16 protein-coding genes and 1 tRNA gene are annotated in these 15,193 nt (G+C 71.9%); 16 read left to right on the top strand and 1 reads right to left on the bottom strand.

Annotated features, from left to right (window positions below; genetic code table 11):
- Positions 1–16 precede the first annotated feature (16 nt).
- The 14 genes from CFI00_RS12880 (at position 17) to der (ending at position 13,786) form a co-directional block, all read left to right on the top strand.
- Positions 17–649 carry an NUDIX hydrolase gene (locus CFI00_RS12880; RefSeq protein ID WP_207081545.1) on the top strand — a complete coding sequence of 211 codons (633 nt, stop codon included), beginning with the start codon at positions 17–19 and terminating at the stop codon, positions 647–649.
- Between the two features lie 78 nt (positions 650–727).
- On the top strand, positions 728–1,843 hold the full coding sequence (gene ald, locus CFI00_RS12875; RefSeq protein ID WP_207081544.1) for an alanine dehydrogenase: 1,116 nt from the start codon (positions 728–730) through the stop codon (positions 1,841–1,843).
- The gene (xerD, locus tag CFI00_RS12870) at positions 1,840–2,772 is read left to right on the top strand and encodes a site-specific tyrosine recombinase XerD (protein ID WP_242532374.1); all 933 of its coding nucleotides are present in this window, start codon (positions 1,840–1,842) and stop codon (positions 2,770–2,772) included. Before ald ends, xerD begins: the two co-directional genes overlap by 4 nt.
- A 47-nt stretch (positions 2,773–2,819) precedes the next feature.
- The gene (locus CFI00_RS12865) at positions 2,820–5,444 is read left to right on the top strand and encodes a DEAD/DEAH box helicase (protein ID WP_207081543.1); all 2,625 of its coding nucleotides are present in this window, start codon (positions 2,820–2,822) and stop codon (positions 5,442–5,444) included.
- 367 nt (positions 5,445–5,811) lie between these two features.
- Entirely contained in the window at positions 5,812–6,717 is a 906-nt protein-coding gene (locus CFI00_RS12860) for a ParA family protein (RefSeq protein WP_347401859.1), read from the top strand.
- Positions 6,702–7,055: a hypothetical protein gene (locus CFI00_RS12855; RefSeq protein ID WP_242532373.1), complete on the top strand. Its 354-nt coding sequence runs from the start codon at positions 6,702–6,704 to the stop codon at positions 7,053–7,055. Before CFI00_RS12860 ends, CFI00_RS12855 begins: the two co-directional genes overlap by 16 nt.
- Positions 7,052–7,948 carry a segregation/condensation protein A gene (locus CFI00_RS12850; protein WP_207081542.1) on the top strand — a complete coding sequence of 299 codons (897 nt, stop codon included), beginning with the start codon at positions 7,052–7,054 and terminating at the stop codon, positions 7,946–7,948. The genes CFI00_RS12855 and CFI00_RS12850 overlap by 4 nt, the downstream gene beginning before the upstream one ends.
- Complete coding sequence (gene scpB, locus CFI00_RS12845; protein WP_242532372.1) at positions 7,945–8,709, top strand: SMC-Scp complex subunit ScpB; 765 nt, start codon at positions 7,945–7,947, stop codon at positions 8,707–8,709. The genes CFI00_RS12850 and scpB overlap by 4 nt, the downstream gene beginning before the upstream one ends.
- Positions 8,706–9,509, top strand: coding sequence for a pseudouridine synthase (locus CFI00_RS12840; RefSeq protein WP_207081541.1), 804 nt, complete (start codon positions 8,706–8,708; stop codon positions 9,507–9,509). Before scpB ends, CFI00_RS12840 begins: the two co-directional genes overlap by 4 nt.
- A 25-nt stretch (positions 9,510–9,534) precedes the next feature.
- On the top strand, positions 9,535–9,912 hold the full coding sequence (aroH, locus tag CFI00_RS12835; protein ID WP_207081540.1) for a chorismate mutase: 378 nt from the start codon (positions 9,535–9,537) through the stop codon (positions 9,910–9,912).
- Positions 9,905–10,990, top strand: a complete 1,086-nt coding sequence (locus CFI00_RS12830) for a prephenate dehydrogenase (RefSeq protein WP_207081539.1) — start codon at positions 9,905–9,907, stop codon at positions 10,988–10,990. Before aroH ends, CFI00_RS12830 begins: the two co-directional genes overlap by 8 nt.
- Positions 10,991–11,001: 11 nt before the next feature.
- Positions 11,002–11,685, top strand: a complete 684-nt coding sequence (gene cmk / locus CFI00_RS12825; RefSeq protein ID WP_242532371.1) for a (d)CMP kinase — start codon at positions 11,002–11,004, stop codon at positions 11,683–11,685.
- Positions 11,682–12,413, top strand: coding sequence for a lysophospholipid acyltransferase family protein (locus CFI00_RS12820; protein ID WP_242532370.1), 732 nt, complete (start codon positions 11,682–11,684; stop codon positions 12,411–12,413). Before cmk ends, CFI00_RS12820 begins: the two co-directional genes overlap by 4 nt.
- Positions 12,414–12,430: 17 nt before the next feature.
- A complete protein-coding gene (gene der, locus CFI00_RS12815) occupies positions 12,431–13,786 on the top strand; it encodes a ribosome biogenesis GTPase Der (protein WP_207081538.1) in 1,356 nt (451 codons plus the stop codon).
- Positions 13,787–13,798: 12 nt separating this feature from the next.
- Here the strand turns inward: der and CFI00_RS12810 are convergent, their stop codons facing one another.
- Entirely contained in the window at positions 13,799–14,473 is a 675-nt protein-coding gene (locus CFI00_RS12810) for a peptidoglycan DD-metalloendopeptidase family protein (RefSeq protein ID WP_207081537.1), read from the bottom strand.
- A gap of 187 nt (positions 14,474–14,660) precedes the next feature.
- On the opposite strand from CFI00_RS12810, the gene CFI00_RS12805 reads away from it, so the two are divergent.
- A tRNA-Pro gene (locus CFI00_RS12805) sits at positions 14,661–14,734 on the top strand.
- 226 nt (positions 14,735–14,960) lie between these two features.
- Positions 14,961–15,191 (top strand): helix-turn-helix domain-containing protein, encoded by a 231-nt coding sequence (locus CFI00_RS12800; RefSeq protein WP_242532369.1) that lies wholly within the window; start codon positions 14,961–14,963, stop codon positions 15,189–15,191.
- Positions 15,192–15,193: the final 2 nt, after the last annotated feature.

Genomic DNA, 15,193 nt, shown 5'->3' with positions numbered 1-15,193 from the left:
CGCTAGCGTGCGGGGCATGGACACCCCGACCGGCGCCGTGCCCGCAACTCCTCCTGCCGAGCTGCCCGCGGACCGGCCGATGTCCTGGCCGGTGGTCTCCAGCCGCTACCTCCACCGCGACGACTGGGTGGTGGCCCTGCGCGAGGACGTCATCACCCGTCCCGAGGACCCCGAGCAGTTCAGTCGGATCAGCCTCGAGCACCCGGGCGCGGTCATCGTGATGGCCGTCGACGAGCACGACCGGGTCATGTGCCTGCGGCAGTACCGGCACACCAGCGGCCACGAGTTCGTCGAGCTGCCTGCCGGCCTGCGCGACGCTGCGGACGAGCCTCCTGTCGAGACCGCGAAGCGCGAGCTGCGCGAGGAGGTCGAGCTCGAGGCGACGCAATGGCGGCTGTTGCTCAGCACCTATTCCAGCGCCGGGATCAGCGACGAGGTGCACGACATCTTCCTCGCGCGGGGTCTCTCGCACGCGCCACGCGGCGACTTCGAGATGCGGCACGAGGAGGCCGAGATGGAGGTCTTCTGGACCCCCGTGACCGACCTGCTGGAGGCGGTGCTCCGGGGGCGGGTCCGGCAGGGTCCGCTCGCTCAGGCCGTGCTCGCCCACGAGGTGCTCCGGCAGCGGGGGACCCTGGAGGCGCCATGAGCTCCCGCGGGAGTAGTCTCGCTCCCGCTGTGAGGGGCGACACACAGTCGTGCGCCCCCGGACCATGAGGAGCTAGGCATGAAGGTCGGCGTACCCAAGGAAGTCAAGAACCGCGAGTACCGCGTGGCCCTGACCCCGATCGGCGTGCACGAGCTGGTCCAGCACGGTCACGACGTCGTGGTCGAGAAGTCCGCCGGTGAGGGCTCGCAGATCCCCGACGAGGAGTACGTCGCCGCCGGCGCCACGATGCTGGACACGGCCGACGACGTGTGGGGCAGCGCCGACATGATCCTCAAGGTCAAGGAGCCCGTCGCCGAGGAGTACCCCCGGATGCGGGAGGGCCAGACCCTCTTCACCTACCTCCACCTCGCCGCCGACAAGCCCCTGACCGAGGAGCTGATGGCGCGCAAGGTCACCGCCATCGCCTACGAGACCGTGCAGCTGCCCTCCGGCGGCCTGCCGCTGCTCTACCCGATGTCGGAGGTCGCGGGCTGCCTCGCGCCCCAGGTCGGGGCGTACTCGCTGATGAAGGCCAACGGCGGGCGCGGCGTGCTCATGGGTGGCGTCGGTGGCGTGGCGAACGCCAAGGTCGTCATCATCGGCGCCGGCGTCTCGGGCCAGAACGCCGCCAACATCGCGCTCGGCATGGGCGCCGACGTCACGCTCCTCGACACCGACCTCGACAAGCTGCGCATGTCGTTCTGGCGCTACAACAACCGGGTGCACGGCCTCGCCTCCTCCAAGCTGGCGATCGAGCAGCAGGTGATGGAGGCCGACATGGTGATCGGCGCGGTGCTGATCCCCGGTGCCGCGGCGCCCAAGCTGGTCACCAACGAGCTGGTCTCGCGGATGAAGCCGGGCTCGGTGCTCGTCGACATCGCGATCGACCAGGGCGGCTGCTTCGAGGACTCCCAGGCCACCACGCACGACGACCCGACCTACGAGGTCCACGACTCGGTCTTCTACTGCGTGGCCAACATGCCCGGCGCGGTGCCCAACACCTCGACGTACGCCCTGACCAACGCGACGCTGCCCTATGCCGTCGCGCTGGCCGACAAGGGCTGGGCGCAGGCGCTGCGCGACGACCCGAGCCTGGCGCTGGGCCTCAACACCCACGACGGGCAGCTCACCAACGCTCCGGTCGGCACCGCCGTCGGCATCGACTCGGTGGGCGTCGACAGCGTCCTGGCGTGAGCCCCGGGGTCACGCTGCGGCGGGCGGTGCGCACCTACCTCGACCACCTCGCCGTCGAGCGTGGGCTGGCCGCCAACACGCTCAGCTCCTACCGGCGTGACCTGGGGCGCTACGACGAGTTCCTGACCCGCGAGGGCATCGACGACCTGGACGCGATCACCGAGGCCACGGTGGCCGCGTTCCTGGTCAGCCTGCGCGAGGGCAGCGACGCCCACCCGCCGCTGAGCGCGACCTCGGCCGCGCGCACGGTCGTGGCCGTGCGCGGCTTCCACAAGTTCGCGGTCTCCGACGGGCTCGCGCTCGCCGACCCGGCAGCAGCGGTGAAGCCACCCACCCCTGCGAAGCGGCTGCCCAAGGCGCTGCCGCTGTCGGACGTGGAGGCCATCCTGGAGGCGGCGGGCGCGCCCGACACGGTCCTCGCCCTGCGCGACCGCGCGCTGCTGGAGGTGCTCTACGGCACGGGCGCGCGGATCTCCGAGGCGGTGGGCCTCGACGTCGACGACCTCGACCAGGTCGACGGCACGGTCCTGCTGCGCGGCAAGGGCGGCAAGGAGCGGCTGGTGCCGGTCGGCGGCTACGCCCGCGACGCGGTGGAGGCGTACGTCACCCGGGCGCGCCCCGAGCTCGTCGGCACCGGCCGCGGCGGTCCCGCCCTCTTCCTCAACTCGCGGGGCGGGCGGCTCTCGCGCCAGAGTGCCTGGGCGGTGCTGGTGAAGGCCGCCGAGCGGGCCGGCGTGACCGCCTCGGTCTCCCCGCACACGATGCGTCACTCCTTCGCCACGCACCTGCTCGACGGCGGCGCGGACGTCCGCGTGGTGCAGGAGCTGCTCGGCCACGCCTCGGTGACGACGACGCAGGTCTACACGCTCGTCACGGTCGACAACCTGCGCGAGGTCTTCGCGACCGCGCACCCCCGCGCGCGCGGCTGACCGCCTCCGGCCCCCGCACGCCGGGGCGCAGGTGGTTGGATCGACGCATGCCGGACGCCGTACGACTCGACACCCGTGTGCCGACGGGCGCCGACCCGGACGCCGTCTACGACGCCTTCACCGGCTGGGTCCTCGACCAGGGGCTGGACCTCTACCCGCACCAGGACGAGGCGGTCATCGAGCTGCTCGGCGGCAACCACGTGATCCTCGCGACCCCCACCGGGTCGGGGAAGTCGCTGGTCGCCATCGGCGCCCACGTGGCAGCGCTCGCGCAGGACAAGGTCAGCTTCTACACCGCGCCCATCAAGGCGCTGGTGAGCGAGAAGTTCTTCGCCCTCATCGAGGTCTTCGGCGCCGACAACGTCGGCATGCTCACCGGCGACGCGGCGGTGAACCCCGACGCCCCGATCATCTGCTGCACCGCCGAGGTGCTGGCCAACATCGCACTGCGCGAGGGCCGGGGCGCCGACGTCGGCCTGGTGGTGATGGACGAGTTCCACTTCTACTCCGAGCACGACCGTGGCTGGGCCTGGCAGGTGCCGCTCCTGGAGCTGGTCGACGCCCAGTTCCTGCTGATGTCGGCCACCCTGGGCGACGTCTCCTTCTTCGTCGAGGACCTCCAGCGGCGCACCGGCCGCGACACCGCCGTCGTGGACGACGCCGAACGTCCCGTGCCGCTGAGCTTCCGCTGGTCGATGGAGCCGCTCGACGACACGCTCGAGGAGCTCGTGACGACGGGGCAGGACCCCGTCTACGTCGTCCACTTCACCCAGGCGGCCGCCGTCGAGCACGCGACCAACCTGCTCAAGTCGAAGCTCGCGGCCAGCGGCGGGGGACTGAAGGTCGACAAGGACGCGATCGCCGAGCGCATCGGCGGCTTCCGGTTCGGCACGGGCTTCGGCAAGACGCTGTCGCGGATGGTGCGCAGCGGCATCGGCGTCCACCACGCCGGCATGCTGCCGAAGTACCGCCGACTCGTCGAGACGCTCGCCCAGGCCGGGCTGCTCCGGGTCATCTGCGGCACCGACACGCTCGGCGTCGGCATCAACGTGCCGATCCGCACCGTGCTCTTCACCGGGCTGGCCAAGTTCGACGGCACCCGGCAGCGGGTGCTGCGGACGAGGGAGTTCCTGCAGATCGCCGGCCGCGCGGGCCGCGCGGGCTACGACACGGCCGGCTACGTCGTCGTGCAGGCGCCGGACTTCGTCATCGAGAACGAGCAGGCCAAGGCCAAGTCGGCCGCGCGGGTCGCGGCCGGGAAGAAGAAGTCCAAGGCCCAGCTCAAGAAGGCCCCCGAGGGCACGGTGGTGTGGACCGAGCAGACCTTCGACAAGCTCGTCGCGGGCGTGCCGGAGCGGCTGAGCAGCCGGATGAAGGTCGACAACTCGATGCTGGTCAACGTCGTGTCACGCGAGGAGGACGCCTTCGCGGTGATGCGGCGCCTGGTCACCGACAACCACGAGGAGCGCCGCGCCCAGCTCCGGCTGGCCCGGCGCGCCCTGCGCCTGTCGCGCTCGCTCGTGCGCACGGGCATCGTCACCCGGCTGCCCGAGGTCGACCGCTTCGGTCGCCGCTACGTCCTGGCCGTCGACCTGCCCGAGGACTTCGCGATCAACCAGCCGCTCGCGCACTTCGCGCTGGCTGCCTTCGACGTGCTCGACCCCGAGTCGGAGACCTACGGCCTCGACGTCGTCTCGATCGTCGAGTCCGTCCTCGAGGCGCCGCGCCAGATCCTGATGGCCCAGCAGCACGCCGCCCGCGGCGAGGCGATCGGCGAGATGAAGGCCGACGGGCTGGAGTACGACGAGCGGATGGCGCTGCTCGAGGAGATCACCTGGCCGCAACCGCTGCGCGAGCTGCTCGAGGCGCTCTACGCGACCTACCAGCAGACGCACCCCTGGCTCCCCGACGACGCCCTGGGGCCGAAGTCGGTGGTGCGGGAGATGTGGGAGAACGGGATGGGGTTCACCGACTTCGTCGGCCGCTACCAGCTCGCCCGCTCCGAGGGCCTGGTGCTGCGCTACCTCACCGACGCCTACCGGACGCTGCGCCACTCGGTGCCCGAGGCGCACCGCGCTCCCGAGGTGGAGGACGTCATCGAGTGGCTGGGGGAGACGGTGCGCCAGACGGACTCCTCGCTGCTCGACGAGTGGGAGGCGCTGTCCGACCCGGCGCACGTGCCGGGCGCGGTGTCGCACCACGAGCCGCCGCCCCCTCCGCGCCCCCTCACGCGCCAGGAGCGTCCGTTCCGGGTCATGCTCCGCAACGCGATGTGGGCGCGGGTCGACGCCGTGTCCCGCGACGACCTCGACGTCCTGGTCCGCCTCGAGCGGGCCGCGGCCGACCGCACCGACCCGCCGCGACAGGTGGTCGTCGGCCGGTCCGTGTGGGACGAGGCGCTCGAGGCCTACTACGCCGAGCACGACCGGGTGCTGACCGACGCCGACGCCCGCGGTCCGGACCTGCTGGTCGTGGGGGAGGAGCGCACCGGCGAGCCGGTGGGGGCCGAGGAGGGCACCGAGGCGCGGCTGCGCGACGTACGCCAGACGATCCACGACCCCGAGGGCGACCACGACTGGGTGATCGAGGCCGTCGTCGACTGCGACGCCACCGACAGCGCCGGTGAGCTCGTGCTGGCGACGGTCGCGATGCGGCGCCTCGGCGACCTCTGAGCCGGGCGCTGAGCGCTCCCGGGGAGATCGCACAGGTTTGTGCACAGGCAGCCTCCGCCTGTGCACGGGACCGTGGCTCCGTGCACAGATCTGGTCCGACGCCTGTGGGACCGGGTCCCGGTGTTGTGGGGTGTCCACGGCGGACCTAGAGTCGCGCCGAGCCGTTCTCGGAACTGTCGACGTGTCGACAAAGTCCGGGGCCTTCGGCGTGATCCAATCGAAGCCCAGGTCGACGTGTGGAGGAGCGGACATGAGCGGTGCGGGACGTCCCGGTCAGGACTTCGGCAGCAGTGCCTCCGAGATGCCTCCTCTCGTCCGACCACCCCAGCCGCAGCAACCCGCCCCCCCATCTCGAGACGAGTACCACGTGACCCAGCCGATCCCCTTCGAACGACCGATCGCCGAAGCGGACACCCAGCCGCCCGCCGTGGTCCCGCTCGGTCCCACGGGGCGCCCGATGCCGGTCTTCCCGGACCCGGCCCCGCTGACCGGTCGCGGCGGTGCGCGCGTGGTGTCGATGTGCAACCAGAAGGGCGGTGTCGGCAAGACCACCACGACGATCAACCTCGGGGCCTCGCTGGCCGAGTTCGGTCGCAAGGTGCTGCTGGTGGACTTCGACCCCCAGGGCTCGCTGTCGGTGGGCCTGGGGCTCAACCCCCACGAGATGGACGCCACCATCTACAACCTGCTGATGGACCGGGAGACCACCCTCGACGAGGTCGTGGTGCCGTCGGGCATCGAGGGCATGGACCTCCTGCCGTCCAACATCGACCTGTCGGCCGCCGAGGTGCAGCTGGTGCACGAGGTGGCGCGCGAGCAGACCCTCCAGCGCGTGCTGGCACCGGCGCTCGAGCACTACGACGTCATCCTCATCGACTGCCAGCCCTCGCTCGGCCTGCTGACGGTCAATGCCCTGACCGCCTCCGACGGCGTCATCGTCCCGCTGGAGTGCGAGTACTTCGCGCTCCGCGGCGTGGCGCTGCTCAAGACCACGATCGACAAGGTCCGTGAGCGGCTCAACCCCAAGCTCGAGATCGACGGCGTCCTCGGCACCATGTTCGACGGGCGCACGCTCCACAGCCGCGAGGTGATGGAGCGCCTGGTCTCGGCGTGGGGCGACACCGTCTTCCACACCGTCATCCGCCGCACGGTGAAGTTCTCCGACGCCACCGTCGCCGGGGAGCCGATCACGTCGTACGCCTCGTCGTCGACCGGCGCCGACGCCTACCGCCAGCTGGCGAGGGAGGTGCTCACCCGGTGGCCCGCCGAGTGAGCATGCCGGCCGCGGACGACCTGTTCCGGCCGACCTCCGACGCCGAGACGACCGCTGCCGAGCGCCCGCGCCGGGTGCGCGCGGTCGCCGACGAGGCCGAGACCGAGGCCGGTCCCAAGCGCCCGAGCGGGCGGATCCGCCACGACGAGAAGATGACCGTCTACGTCACCGCCGACGAGCTCCTCGACATCGAGCATGCCCGGCTCACCCTGCGCCGCGAGCACGGGCTCGCGGTCGACCGCGGTCGCCTGGTGCGCGAGGCGCTGGCCCTGGTGCTGGCCGACCTCGAGGCGCAGGGCGTCGACAGCCCGCTTGTCCAGCGACTGCTGGACGAGTGAGCGGCGCCGCCGACCTCGCCGAGCCGGGGAGCGAGACCCCGGCGTTCGCCGTACGCCTGGACAACTTCGAGGGTCCCTTCGACCTGCTGCTCGGCCTGATCGCCAAGCACAAGCTCGACATCACCGAGGTGGCGCTCTCGCAGGTCACCGACGAGTTCATCGCGCACGTCAAGAACCTCGGTGGCGCGTGGGACCTCGAGCAGACGACGTCCTTCCTCGTGGTCGCTGCGACCCTGCTCGACCTCAAGGCGGCGCGGCTGCTCCCGCAGGGCGACGTGGAGGACGAGGAGGACCTCGCCCTCCTCGAGGCGCGCGACCTGCTCTTCGCGCGGCTGATGCAGTACCGCGCCTTCAAGCTCGTGGCCTCGGTGCTCGAGGAGCGCATCGCCTCGGAGTCGCGCAGCCACCCGCGCGCGGTCGGGCTCGAAGAGCGCTTCGCCACGCTGCTGCCCGAGGTGCTCATCGGGATCGGTCTCGAGCAGTTCGCCCAGCTCGCGGCCAGGGCGATGGAGCCCAAGCCGGTGCTCGAGGTGTCGCTGCACCACATCCACGCCGCCAGGGTCAGCGTGCGCGAGCAGGCGCAGCTGGTCGTCGACCGGCTGCGGCGCACCGGCACGATGACCTTCCGGGCGCTGTGCGGTGACTCCCCGGACCGGCTCACGACCGTCGCGCGCTTCCTCTCGCTCCTCGAGCTCTTCCGCGAGGGCGCGGTGTCCTTCGACCAGGTCACGCCGCTGGGCGAGCTGACGGTGCGCTGGACCGGCGCCGAGGACGGCGACGTGGAGATCCACGACGAATTCGACGGCGCCCCGCCGCCCGACGAAGATGGCGGCACCGGGACCGACGGCCTCACGTCGGACGTCCCGGCCCCGGACCCCCAGGAGGACGAGTGAGCGAGCACCCCGCGACCGTGCCGGGCGACGTGGAGACCCTCGAGGTCGCGGTCGCCGAGCTGCGGCCCGCGCTCGAGGCGATCCTCATGGTCTCCGACGAGCCGCTGGACGAGGTGCGCCTCGCCTCGGTGGTGGGGCACCCCGTCGCGGACGTGCAGGCTGCCCTGGGCGCCCTCGCCGCCGAGTACGCCGAGCAGGGACGGGGCTTCGACCTGCGGTCCGTCGCCGGCGGCTGGCGCTTCTACTCCCGCCCGGAGTACGCCGCGGTCGTCGAGTCCTTCGTGCTCGAGGGTCAGCAGGCCCGGCTCACGCAGGCGGCGCTCGAGACGCTGTCGGTGGTGGCCTACAAGCAGCCCGTGTCGCGCGCCCGGGTCTCGGCGATCCGCGGCGTCAACGTCGACGGCGTCATGCGCACGCTGCTCACCCGCGGGCTGGTCGAGGAGGCCGGACAGGACGAGCAGAGCGGCGCCAACCTGTATCGCACGACCTCCTACTTCCTCGAACGCATCGGCATCACCTCGCTCGAGGAGCTGCCCGAGCTGGCGCCGTACCTCCCCGACATGGACGACCTCGAGGACGAGCTCGCGAGCGTCGCCGGCCTCGACGCCCCGGCGCCCGACCCGGCGCCGGAGACCCCGCCGGAGTCACGGCCCGAGTCACCGCCCGAGTCACGGCCGGACCCGTCCGGCGTACCCCCCACCCACGCCTCGCCGCACAGCGGCGCCGGCACCGAGCCCGACGGCGGGACCGAGATCACATGAAGCCCCACGACGCCCCTGACAACGACCAGCCCAGCTCGCAGCGCCCCGAGACCGACGAGGACGGGCTGATCCGCCTGCAGAAGCTGCTCGCCCAGTCGGGTGTCGCGAGCCGGCGCAAGTGCGAGGAGCTCATGCTCGACGGGCTCGTCGAGGTCGACGGCGAGGTCGTCACGCGTCTCGGCACCAAGGTCGACCCACGCACCGCGGTCGTGCGCGTGGAGGGCAAGCGGCTGCCGCCGATCAGCGACAAGGTCTACCTCGTCCTCAACAAGCCCCGCGGCGTGGTGTCGACGATGTCCGACCCGGAGGGCCGTCGCACCCTCGGCGACCTCGTGGCCGACCGTCCCGAGCGGCTCTTCCACGTCGGCCGCCTCGACACCGACACCGAGGGCCTGATCATCCTCACCAACGACGGCGACTTCGCCCAGCACCTCGCCCACCCCTCCCACGAGGTCGACAAGACCTACGTCGCCGAGGTCGAGGGCGAGGTCCACGTCCGCACGGTGCGTCAGCTCCTCGCCGGCGTCGAGCTCGACGACGGGCCGGTCACGGTGAGCGCGGCGCGCGTCCTCGGCGGCGACCCCCGCCGCGAGGGCAGCAACCGCTCGATCGTCGAGCTCACCATCCACGAGGGCCGCAACCGCATCGTGCGCCGGTTGCTCGACCACGTCGGCCACCCGGTCCGCCGACTCACCCGCACCCAGATCGGCCCGGTGACGCTGTCCCGGCTGCGGTCGGGGGAGATGCGCGAGCTCACCGTGGCCGAGCTGGGCGAGCTGATGGACAGCGCGCAGCTCTGAGCCGCAGCGCCGTTAGGGTGCTCCCGTGGCAGTGAGGGCAGTGAGGGGCGCGACGCAGCTCGAGGAGGACACCCGCGAGCACATGCTCGCGCGGGTGGCCGAGCTCGTGACGGACGTGATGGAGGCCAACCGCCTCGAGGTGGACGACTTCATCTCGATCATCTTCACCGCGACCAGCGACCTCACCAGCGAGTTCCCGGCGTACGCCGCCCGGCAGCTCGGCTTCTCCGACGTCCCGCTGGTGTGCGCGCGTGAGCTCGAGATCGAGGGCTCGATGCCGCGCGTGGTCCGGCTGATGGCCCACGTCGACACCGACCTCCCGCGCTCGGACGTCACGCACGTCTACCTCCACGGGGCCGCCAACCTGCGACGCGACCTCACCCGGACCACGAGCCATGACTGAGCGGCCTCTCCCGGCCCTCACGGGCCCGGTGGAGGTCGTCGGGGCCGGCCTCATCGGTGCCTCGATCGCGCTGGTGTGCCGGCGCCTCGGCCTCGATGTCGTGCTGCGCGACACGTCTGCGGAGAACCTCCGCACCGCCTCCGGTCTCGGTGCGGGACGGGCCGTGTCGTCGCACGAGCGTCCCCAGCTCGTCGTGGTCGCGGTGCCCCCGGCGGCGATCCCCGACGCCATCGTGGCCGCGCTCGGACGCTCCGACGCGGTGGTGACCGACGTCGGCAGCGTGAAGGCCGCACCGCTCGCCGCGGTCGCGGGCCGTGTCCGACCCACGGACCTCGCGCGCTACGTCGGGTCGCACCCGATGGCCGGCAGCGAGCGCTCCGGCCCCCTCGCCGCGAGCGCCGCGCTCTTCGACGGGCGCCCCTGGGCCATCACCCCCCATGACGTGGCCGACCCCGACGCGGTGGGTCTGGTGGAGTCGCTGGTGCTGGAGTGCGGGGCCTCACCCCGGCTGATGGCACCCGACGAGCACGACCGTGCGGTCGCGCGGATCTCCCACCTGCCGCACCTCGCAGCGGTCCTCGTCGCGGGGCGGCTCGCCGCCGCCCCCGAGGAGCACCTGGCCCTGTCCGGGCAGGGGGTGCGCGACGTGACCCGCGTGGCTGCGAGCGACCCGGCGTTGTGGCAGCAGATCCTGGAGGCCAACGCGGGGGCGGTGCTCGACCTGCTCGGTGAGGTGCGTGCCGACCTGGACGCCCTCATGACGGCCGTTGCTGACGACGCCGGGGCGGACCTCGTCGAGATCCTCGCGCGCGGCAACGCCGGCACGGCGGCGATCCCGGGCAAGCACGGCGGTCCGGCGCGCCCGACCCGGTCGGTCTTCGTCTCCGTGCCCGACCACCCCGGCGAGCTGGCCCGGCTCTTCGGCGATGCCGGCGAGATCGGGGTCAACATCGAGGACGTGCACATCGACCACGACCCGGGCCGTCCGGTGGGCCTCACCGAGCTGGTGGTCGACCGGGGCCGGGCCGAGCACCTGCTCGCCGCTCTCGAATCCCGCGGGTGGACGACTCACCGGTAATCTTCTCGCCCGTGAGCAGCGCCGAGACACCGTCCATCGTCATCGCCGTCGACGGCACGTCCGGATCGGGCAAGTCGAGCACCTCGCGCGGCGTGGCCGAGCGCCTCGGCCTGCGCTACCTCGACACCGGCGCGATGTTCCGCGCCATGACGTGGTGGTTGCTGCGCGAGGGCGTCGACGTACGCGACGTGGAGGCCGTGGCTGCTGCCGCCGGCCGTCCGCGCATCGACTCCGGCACCGACCCGCTGGCCCCGACCATCACGGTCGACGGCACCGACGTCTCGGTCGAGATCCGTGGCGAGGACGTGACCGCGGCCGTCAGCCCGGTGAGCGCCGTCCCCGAGGTGCGGGCCCTGCTGCTTCAGCTCCAGCGCCGGGTCATCGGCGACGGCGGCATCGTCGTGGAGGGCCGCGACATCGGCTCGGTCGTGTGGCCGGAGGCGGAGGTGAAGGTCTATCTCAGCGCCGACCCCGACGCCCGCGCCGTACGCCGTGCCGCCGAGCAGGGCGGCACCGACGTCGCCACCACGCAGCAGTCGCTCCTCGAGCGCGACCGCATCGACTCCGGTCGCGCGACCGCACCGCTGACCATGGCCGAGGGAGCCGTCCACGTCGACAGCACCCACCTCACGCTCCCCGAGGTCATCGACCGCATCGTCGCGCTCGCGGAGCAGGCCGCGGCGGAACGTAGGTGAGCAGGGTCGACCTCCCCGCGAGCAGTGCGGAGCACCCGGCCACCCGGATGCTCGGGGCGCTGCGCCCGGTCTCGGGCTGGCTGGTCCGGCGGCGCTACCGGGTCGCGGTGCACCACGCGGAGCGCGTGCCCGCCGTCGGTGGCGTGATCCTCGCCGCCAACCACGTCGGCATCGTCGACGGCCCGCTGCTCGCTGTGCTGTCCCCGCGTCCGGTCCATGCGCTGACCAAGCGCGAGATGTTCGACGGTCGTCTCGGCGGCTTCCTGCGGCGCACCGGACAGATCCCGCTGGACCGACTCCACGCCGATCCCGGCGCGGTCCGGTCGTCCCTGCGCGTGCTGCGCGACGGGGGAGTGGTCGGCATCTTCCCCGAGGGCACCCGCAGCAGCGGGAGGTTCGAGCGGTGCCATCCCGGTGCCGCCTACCTCGCGATGGTCACCGGGGCCCCGGTCGTCCCGGTCACCTTCACCGGCACCCGAGGCGCGCCCGGCAGCTCGCTGCCTGCCCGCGGTGAGGCCGTCGACGTGGTGTTCGGGCGTCCGTGGCGCACGCCACAGCAGCCCTGGCCCCGCACCCGGGAACAGGTGGGCGCCACGGCGGCGTTGTTGCGGGAGCACCTGCTGTCCGAGCTGGACAGTGCCCTCTCGCAGACGCGCCGATCGTTGTCCGAGCCCTCACCTGCGGGACAATCCGATGACGACCCCGAATCCGGGCTCGTCGAAGCATGAGAGAGCTGTGATCACGCATGAGTGACTACGACGTCGACAGCGTCGAGGCCGACAACGGTCCGACCCCGGTCCTGGCCGTGGTGGGCCGCCCCAACGTGGGCAAGTCCACCCTCGTCAACCGCATCATCGGCCGTCGTGAGGCCGTCGTCGAGGACCGCCCCGGCGTGACCCGCGACCGCGTCTACTACGACGCCCACTGGGCCGGGCGTGCCTTCACCGTGGTCGACACCGGTGGCTGGGACCCCGACGCCCGCGGCATGGCCGAGAGCATCCGCGCCCAGGCCGAGGTGGCTGTGACCCTGGCCGACGCCGTGCTCTTCGTGGTCGACGCGACCGTGGGCATCACCGACGCCGACGAGGCCGTCGTACGGATCCTTCGGGCCTCGGGCAAGCCGGTCGTGCTGGCTGCCAACAAGGTCGACGACGCCCGCACCGAGGCCGAGGCCTACGGGCTGTGGAACCTCGGACTGGGCGAGCCGTGGGCCGTCTCCGCGCTGCACGGACGCGGCTCCGGCGACATGCTCGACGCGATCCTGGCCGCGCTCCCGGAGACCCCGGCGCAGTCCTTCGACGAGGTCGGCGGACCGCGGCGCGTCGCGATCGTCGGCAAGCCCAACGTCGGCAAGTCCTCCCTGCTCAACATGCTGGCCAAGGAGGACCGCGTCGTCGTCGACAACGCCGCCGGCACCACCGTCGACCCGGTGGACGAGCTGATCACCCTCGGCGACCGCACCTGGCGCTTCATCGACACCGCAGGCATCCGCAAGCGCGTGAACCAGGCCTCGGGCCACGAGTACTACGCCTCGCTGCGCACCACGACCGCGATCGACCGCGCCGAGGTCGCCGTGCTGGTGCTCGACGCCAGCCAGACCGTGTCCGAGCAAGACATGCGCATCATCCAGACGATCCGCGACGCGGGCCGCGCGATGGTCATCGCCTTCAACAAGTGGGACCTCGTCGACGAGGAGCGCCGTCACTACCTCGAGCGCGAGATCGAGCGCGACCTCGTGCAGCTCACGTGGGCACCGCGCATCAACTTCACCGCCCGCACCGGCTGGCACGTCGACCGGCTCGTGCCGGCGATCGAGAAGGCGCTGGAGGGCTGGGAGACGCGCATCGGCACCGGGGCCCTCAACACGTTCCTCGGCCGCCTCGTCGCCGAGCACCCGCACCCTGTGCGCAGCGGCAAGCAGCCGAAGATCCTCTTCGCCACGCAGCCCTCGACCGCGCCGCCGACCTTTGTGCTCTTCACGAGCGGCAAGCTCGACGCGGCCTACGAGCGCTTCATCGAGCGACGCCTGCGCGAGGAGTTCGGCTTCGTCGGCACGCCCATCATCATCAACCAGAAACCGCGCGAGAAGCGCAAGCGCTGACGGCCGCAGCGCTCAGGGGGTGACCCCTTCGGCGCTCAGCCAGGCGAGCGGGTCCGTCGGTCCGGCGGCGCCGGGTCGCACCTCGAGGTGAAGGTGCGGGCCGGTGGAGTTGCCCGTCGAGCCCACGGTGCCGATCTGCTCGGCGACGTCGACCACCTGGCCGGCGTACACCGAGGCTTCGGCCTGGTGGCAGTACCAGACCTCCGTGCCGTCGGGGAGCGTCACGATGGTGCGCAGCCCGTAGGGACCGGCGTACGCCACCTCGGTGACGGTCCCCGCGGCGATGGCCACGATCGGTTCGCCCAGCGACGCGCTGAAGTCCTGGCCGCCGTGCTCAGCCTCCCACATCGGCCCGGTGAGACCGTAGCCCGCGGAGAGCCGGTACGTCGCCAACGGCAGCACGGCGCGGACCCGCTCGGGGTCGCCGCGGTAGCCGTACGTCGCGAGAACTGCCTTGCGGCCCAGCAGCGCGCGGTCCCGCGCGTCGGCGCGGCGGTTGAGTGACAGCAGCGTCTGCTGGCGCTCGCGGAGCTGATCCTGGACCTCGATGGCCTGTGCCAGCGCCTCCGCCTGGGCGCCCTCACGCACGGAGGTCTCGGGTGCGGCCTCCGCCGGCACGGCAGCCAAGCACACCGTCGTGGCGACGACGGCCAGGACGATGCCGGCTCGGCGCGGCAGTGATGACATGTGAACCCCCACGGTTGACAGTTCATCTTGTGGCGCGAGTCGGGGGTCGGGGCGGGAAAGCCCGGCAAATGGCTCCAACGGACTACGCGTCCACCCCCGTCCGGGCGGATGGGCGGGGCGATTCCGTTGCTGCGTGGGGGCTGCGGTAGTGTTCGGACCGCTCCGCAGGCCTCGTGCCGGGAGCGTTCGGGCTGTAGCGCAGCTTGGTAGCGCACCTGACTGGGGGTCAGGGGGTCGCAGGTTCAAATCCTGTCAGCCCGACCGATTGAATCCGGCTCTGGCCAGCAAACATGCTGGTCAGAGCGGGGTTTCGGTCTCGGAGAGTCGCGGGTTTCCGTTCAGGAAAGACTCGAAGATTTGAACCGCTCTCCAGAAACTCTCCACAAACTCCGTTCGCGTGGCCCTCGATGGCCCGATCGCGGTGACGACCACGGACCCCTCACGGACCGCCCCGGTCGTCTCGGAACGCTCTGCCCACCTCATCGGTATGAGCACCGACATCACTACCGAACGCGGCCTGGAGCCGCTGATGAACATCGAAGAGCTCGCCGAATACCTCGGGGTGCCCGTCACAACGATCTACGACTGGCGGGTGGCGGGCAAAGGCCCGTGCGCCATCCGGGTGGGACGTTCGCTGAAGTTCGCAGTCAGCGACGTACGCGACTGGCTCGCGCATCATCGCGAGACCTCACCGGGTCATGGCCCGGGGGATCGGTAGCG

Origin of the sequence: Nocardioides sp. S5, assembly GCF_017310035.1 — a bacterium.
Classification (GTDB): Bacteria; Actinomycetota; Actinomycetes; order Propionibacteriales; family Nocardioidaceae; genus Nocardioides.
Note: the sequence above shows the minus strand (reverse complement) of the source record. Positions and strands in the feature narration are given on the sequence as shown.

Coding starts and splice junctions, on each gene's coding strand:
- CFI00_RS12800 (WP_242532369.1), top strand. CDS start 14,961: ATGAGCACCGACATCACTACCGAACGCGGCCTGGAGCCGCTGATGAAC.
- CFI00_RS12840 (WP_207081541.1), top strand. CDS start 8,706: ATGAAGCCCCACGACGCCCCTGACAACGACCAGCCCAGCTCGCAGCGC.
- der (WP_207081538.1), top strand. CDS start 12,431: ATGAGTGACTACGACGTCGACAGCGTCGAGGCCGACAACGGTCCGACC.
- CFI00_RS12810 (WP_207081537.1), bottom strand. CDS start 14,473: ATGTCATCACTGCCGCGCCGAGCCGGCATCGTCCTGGCCGTCGTCGCC.
- ald (WP_207081544.1), top strand. CDS start 728: ATGAAGGTCGGCGTACCCAAGGAAGTCAAGAACCGCGAGTACCGCGTG.
- CFI00_RS12830 (WP_207081539.1), top strand. CDS start 9,905: ATGACTGAGCGGCCTCTCCCGGCCCTCACGGGCCCGGTGGAGGTCGTC.
- CFI00_RS12880 (WP_207081545.1), top strand. CDS start 17: ATGGACACCCCGACCGGCGCCGTGCCCGCAACTCCTCCTGCCGAGCTG.
- CFI00_RS12865 (WP_207081543.1), top strand. CDS start 2,820: ATGCCGGACGCCGTACGACTCGACACCCGTGTGCCGACGGGCGCCGAC.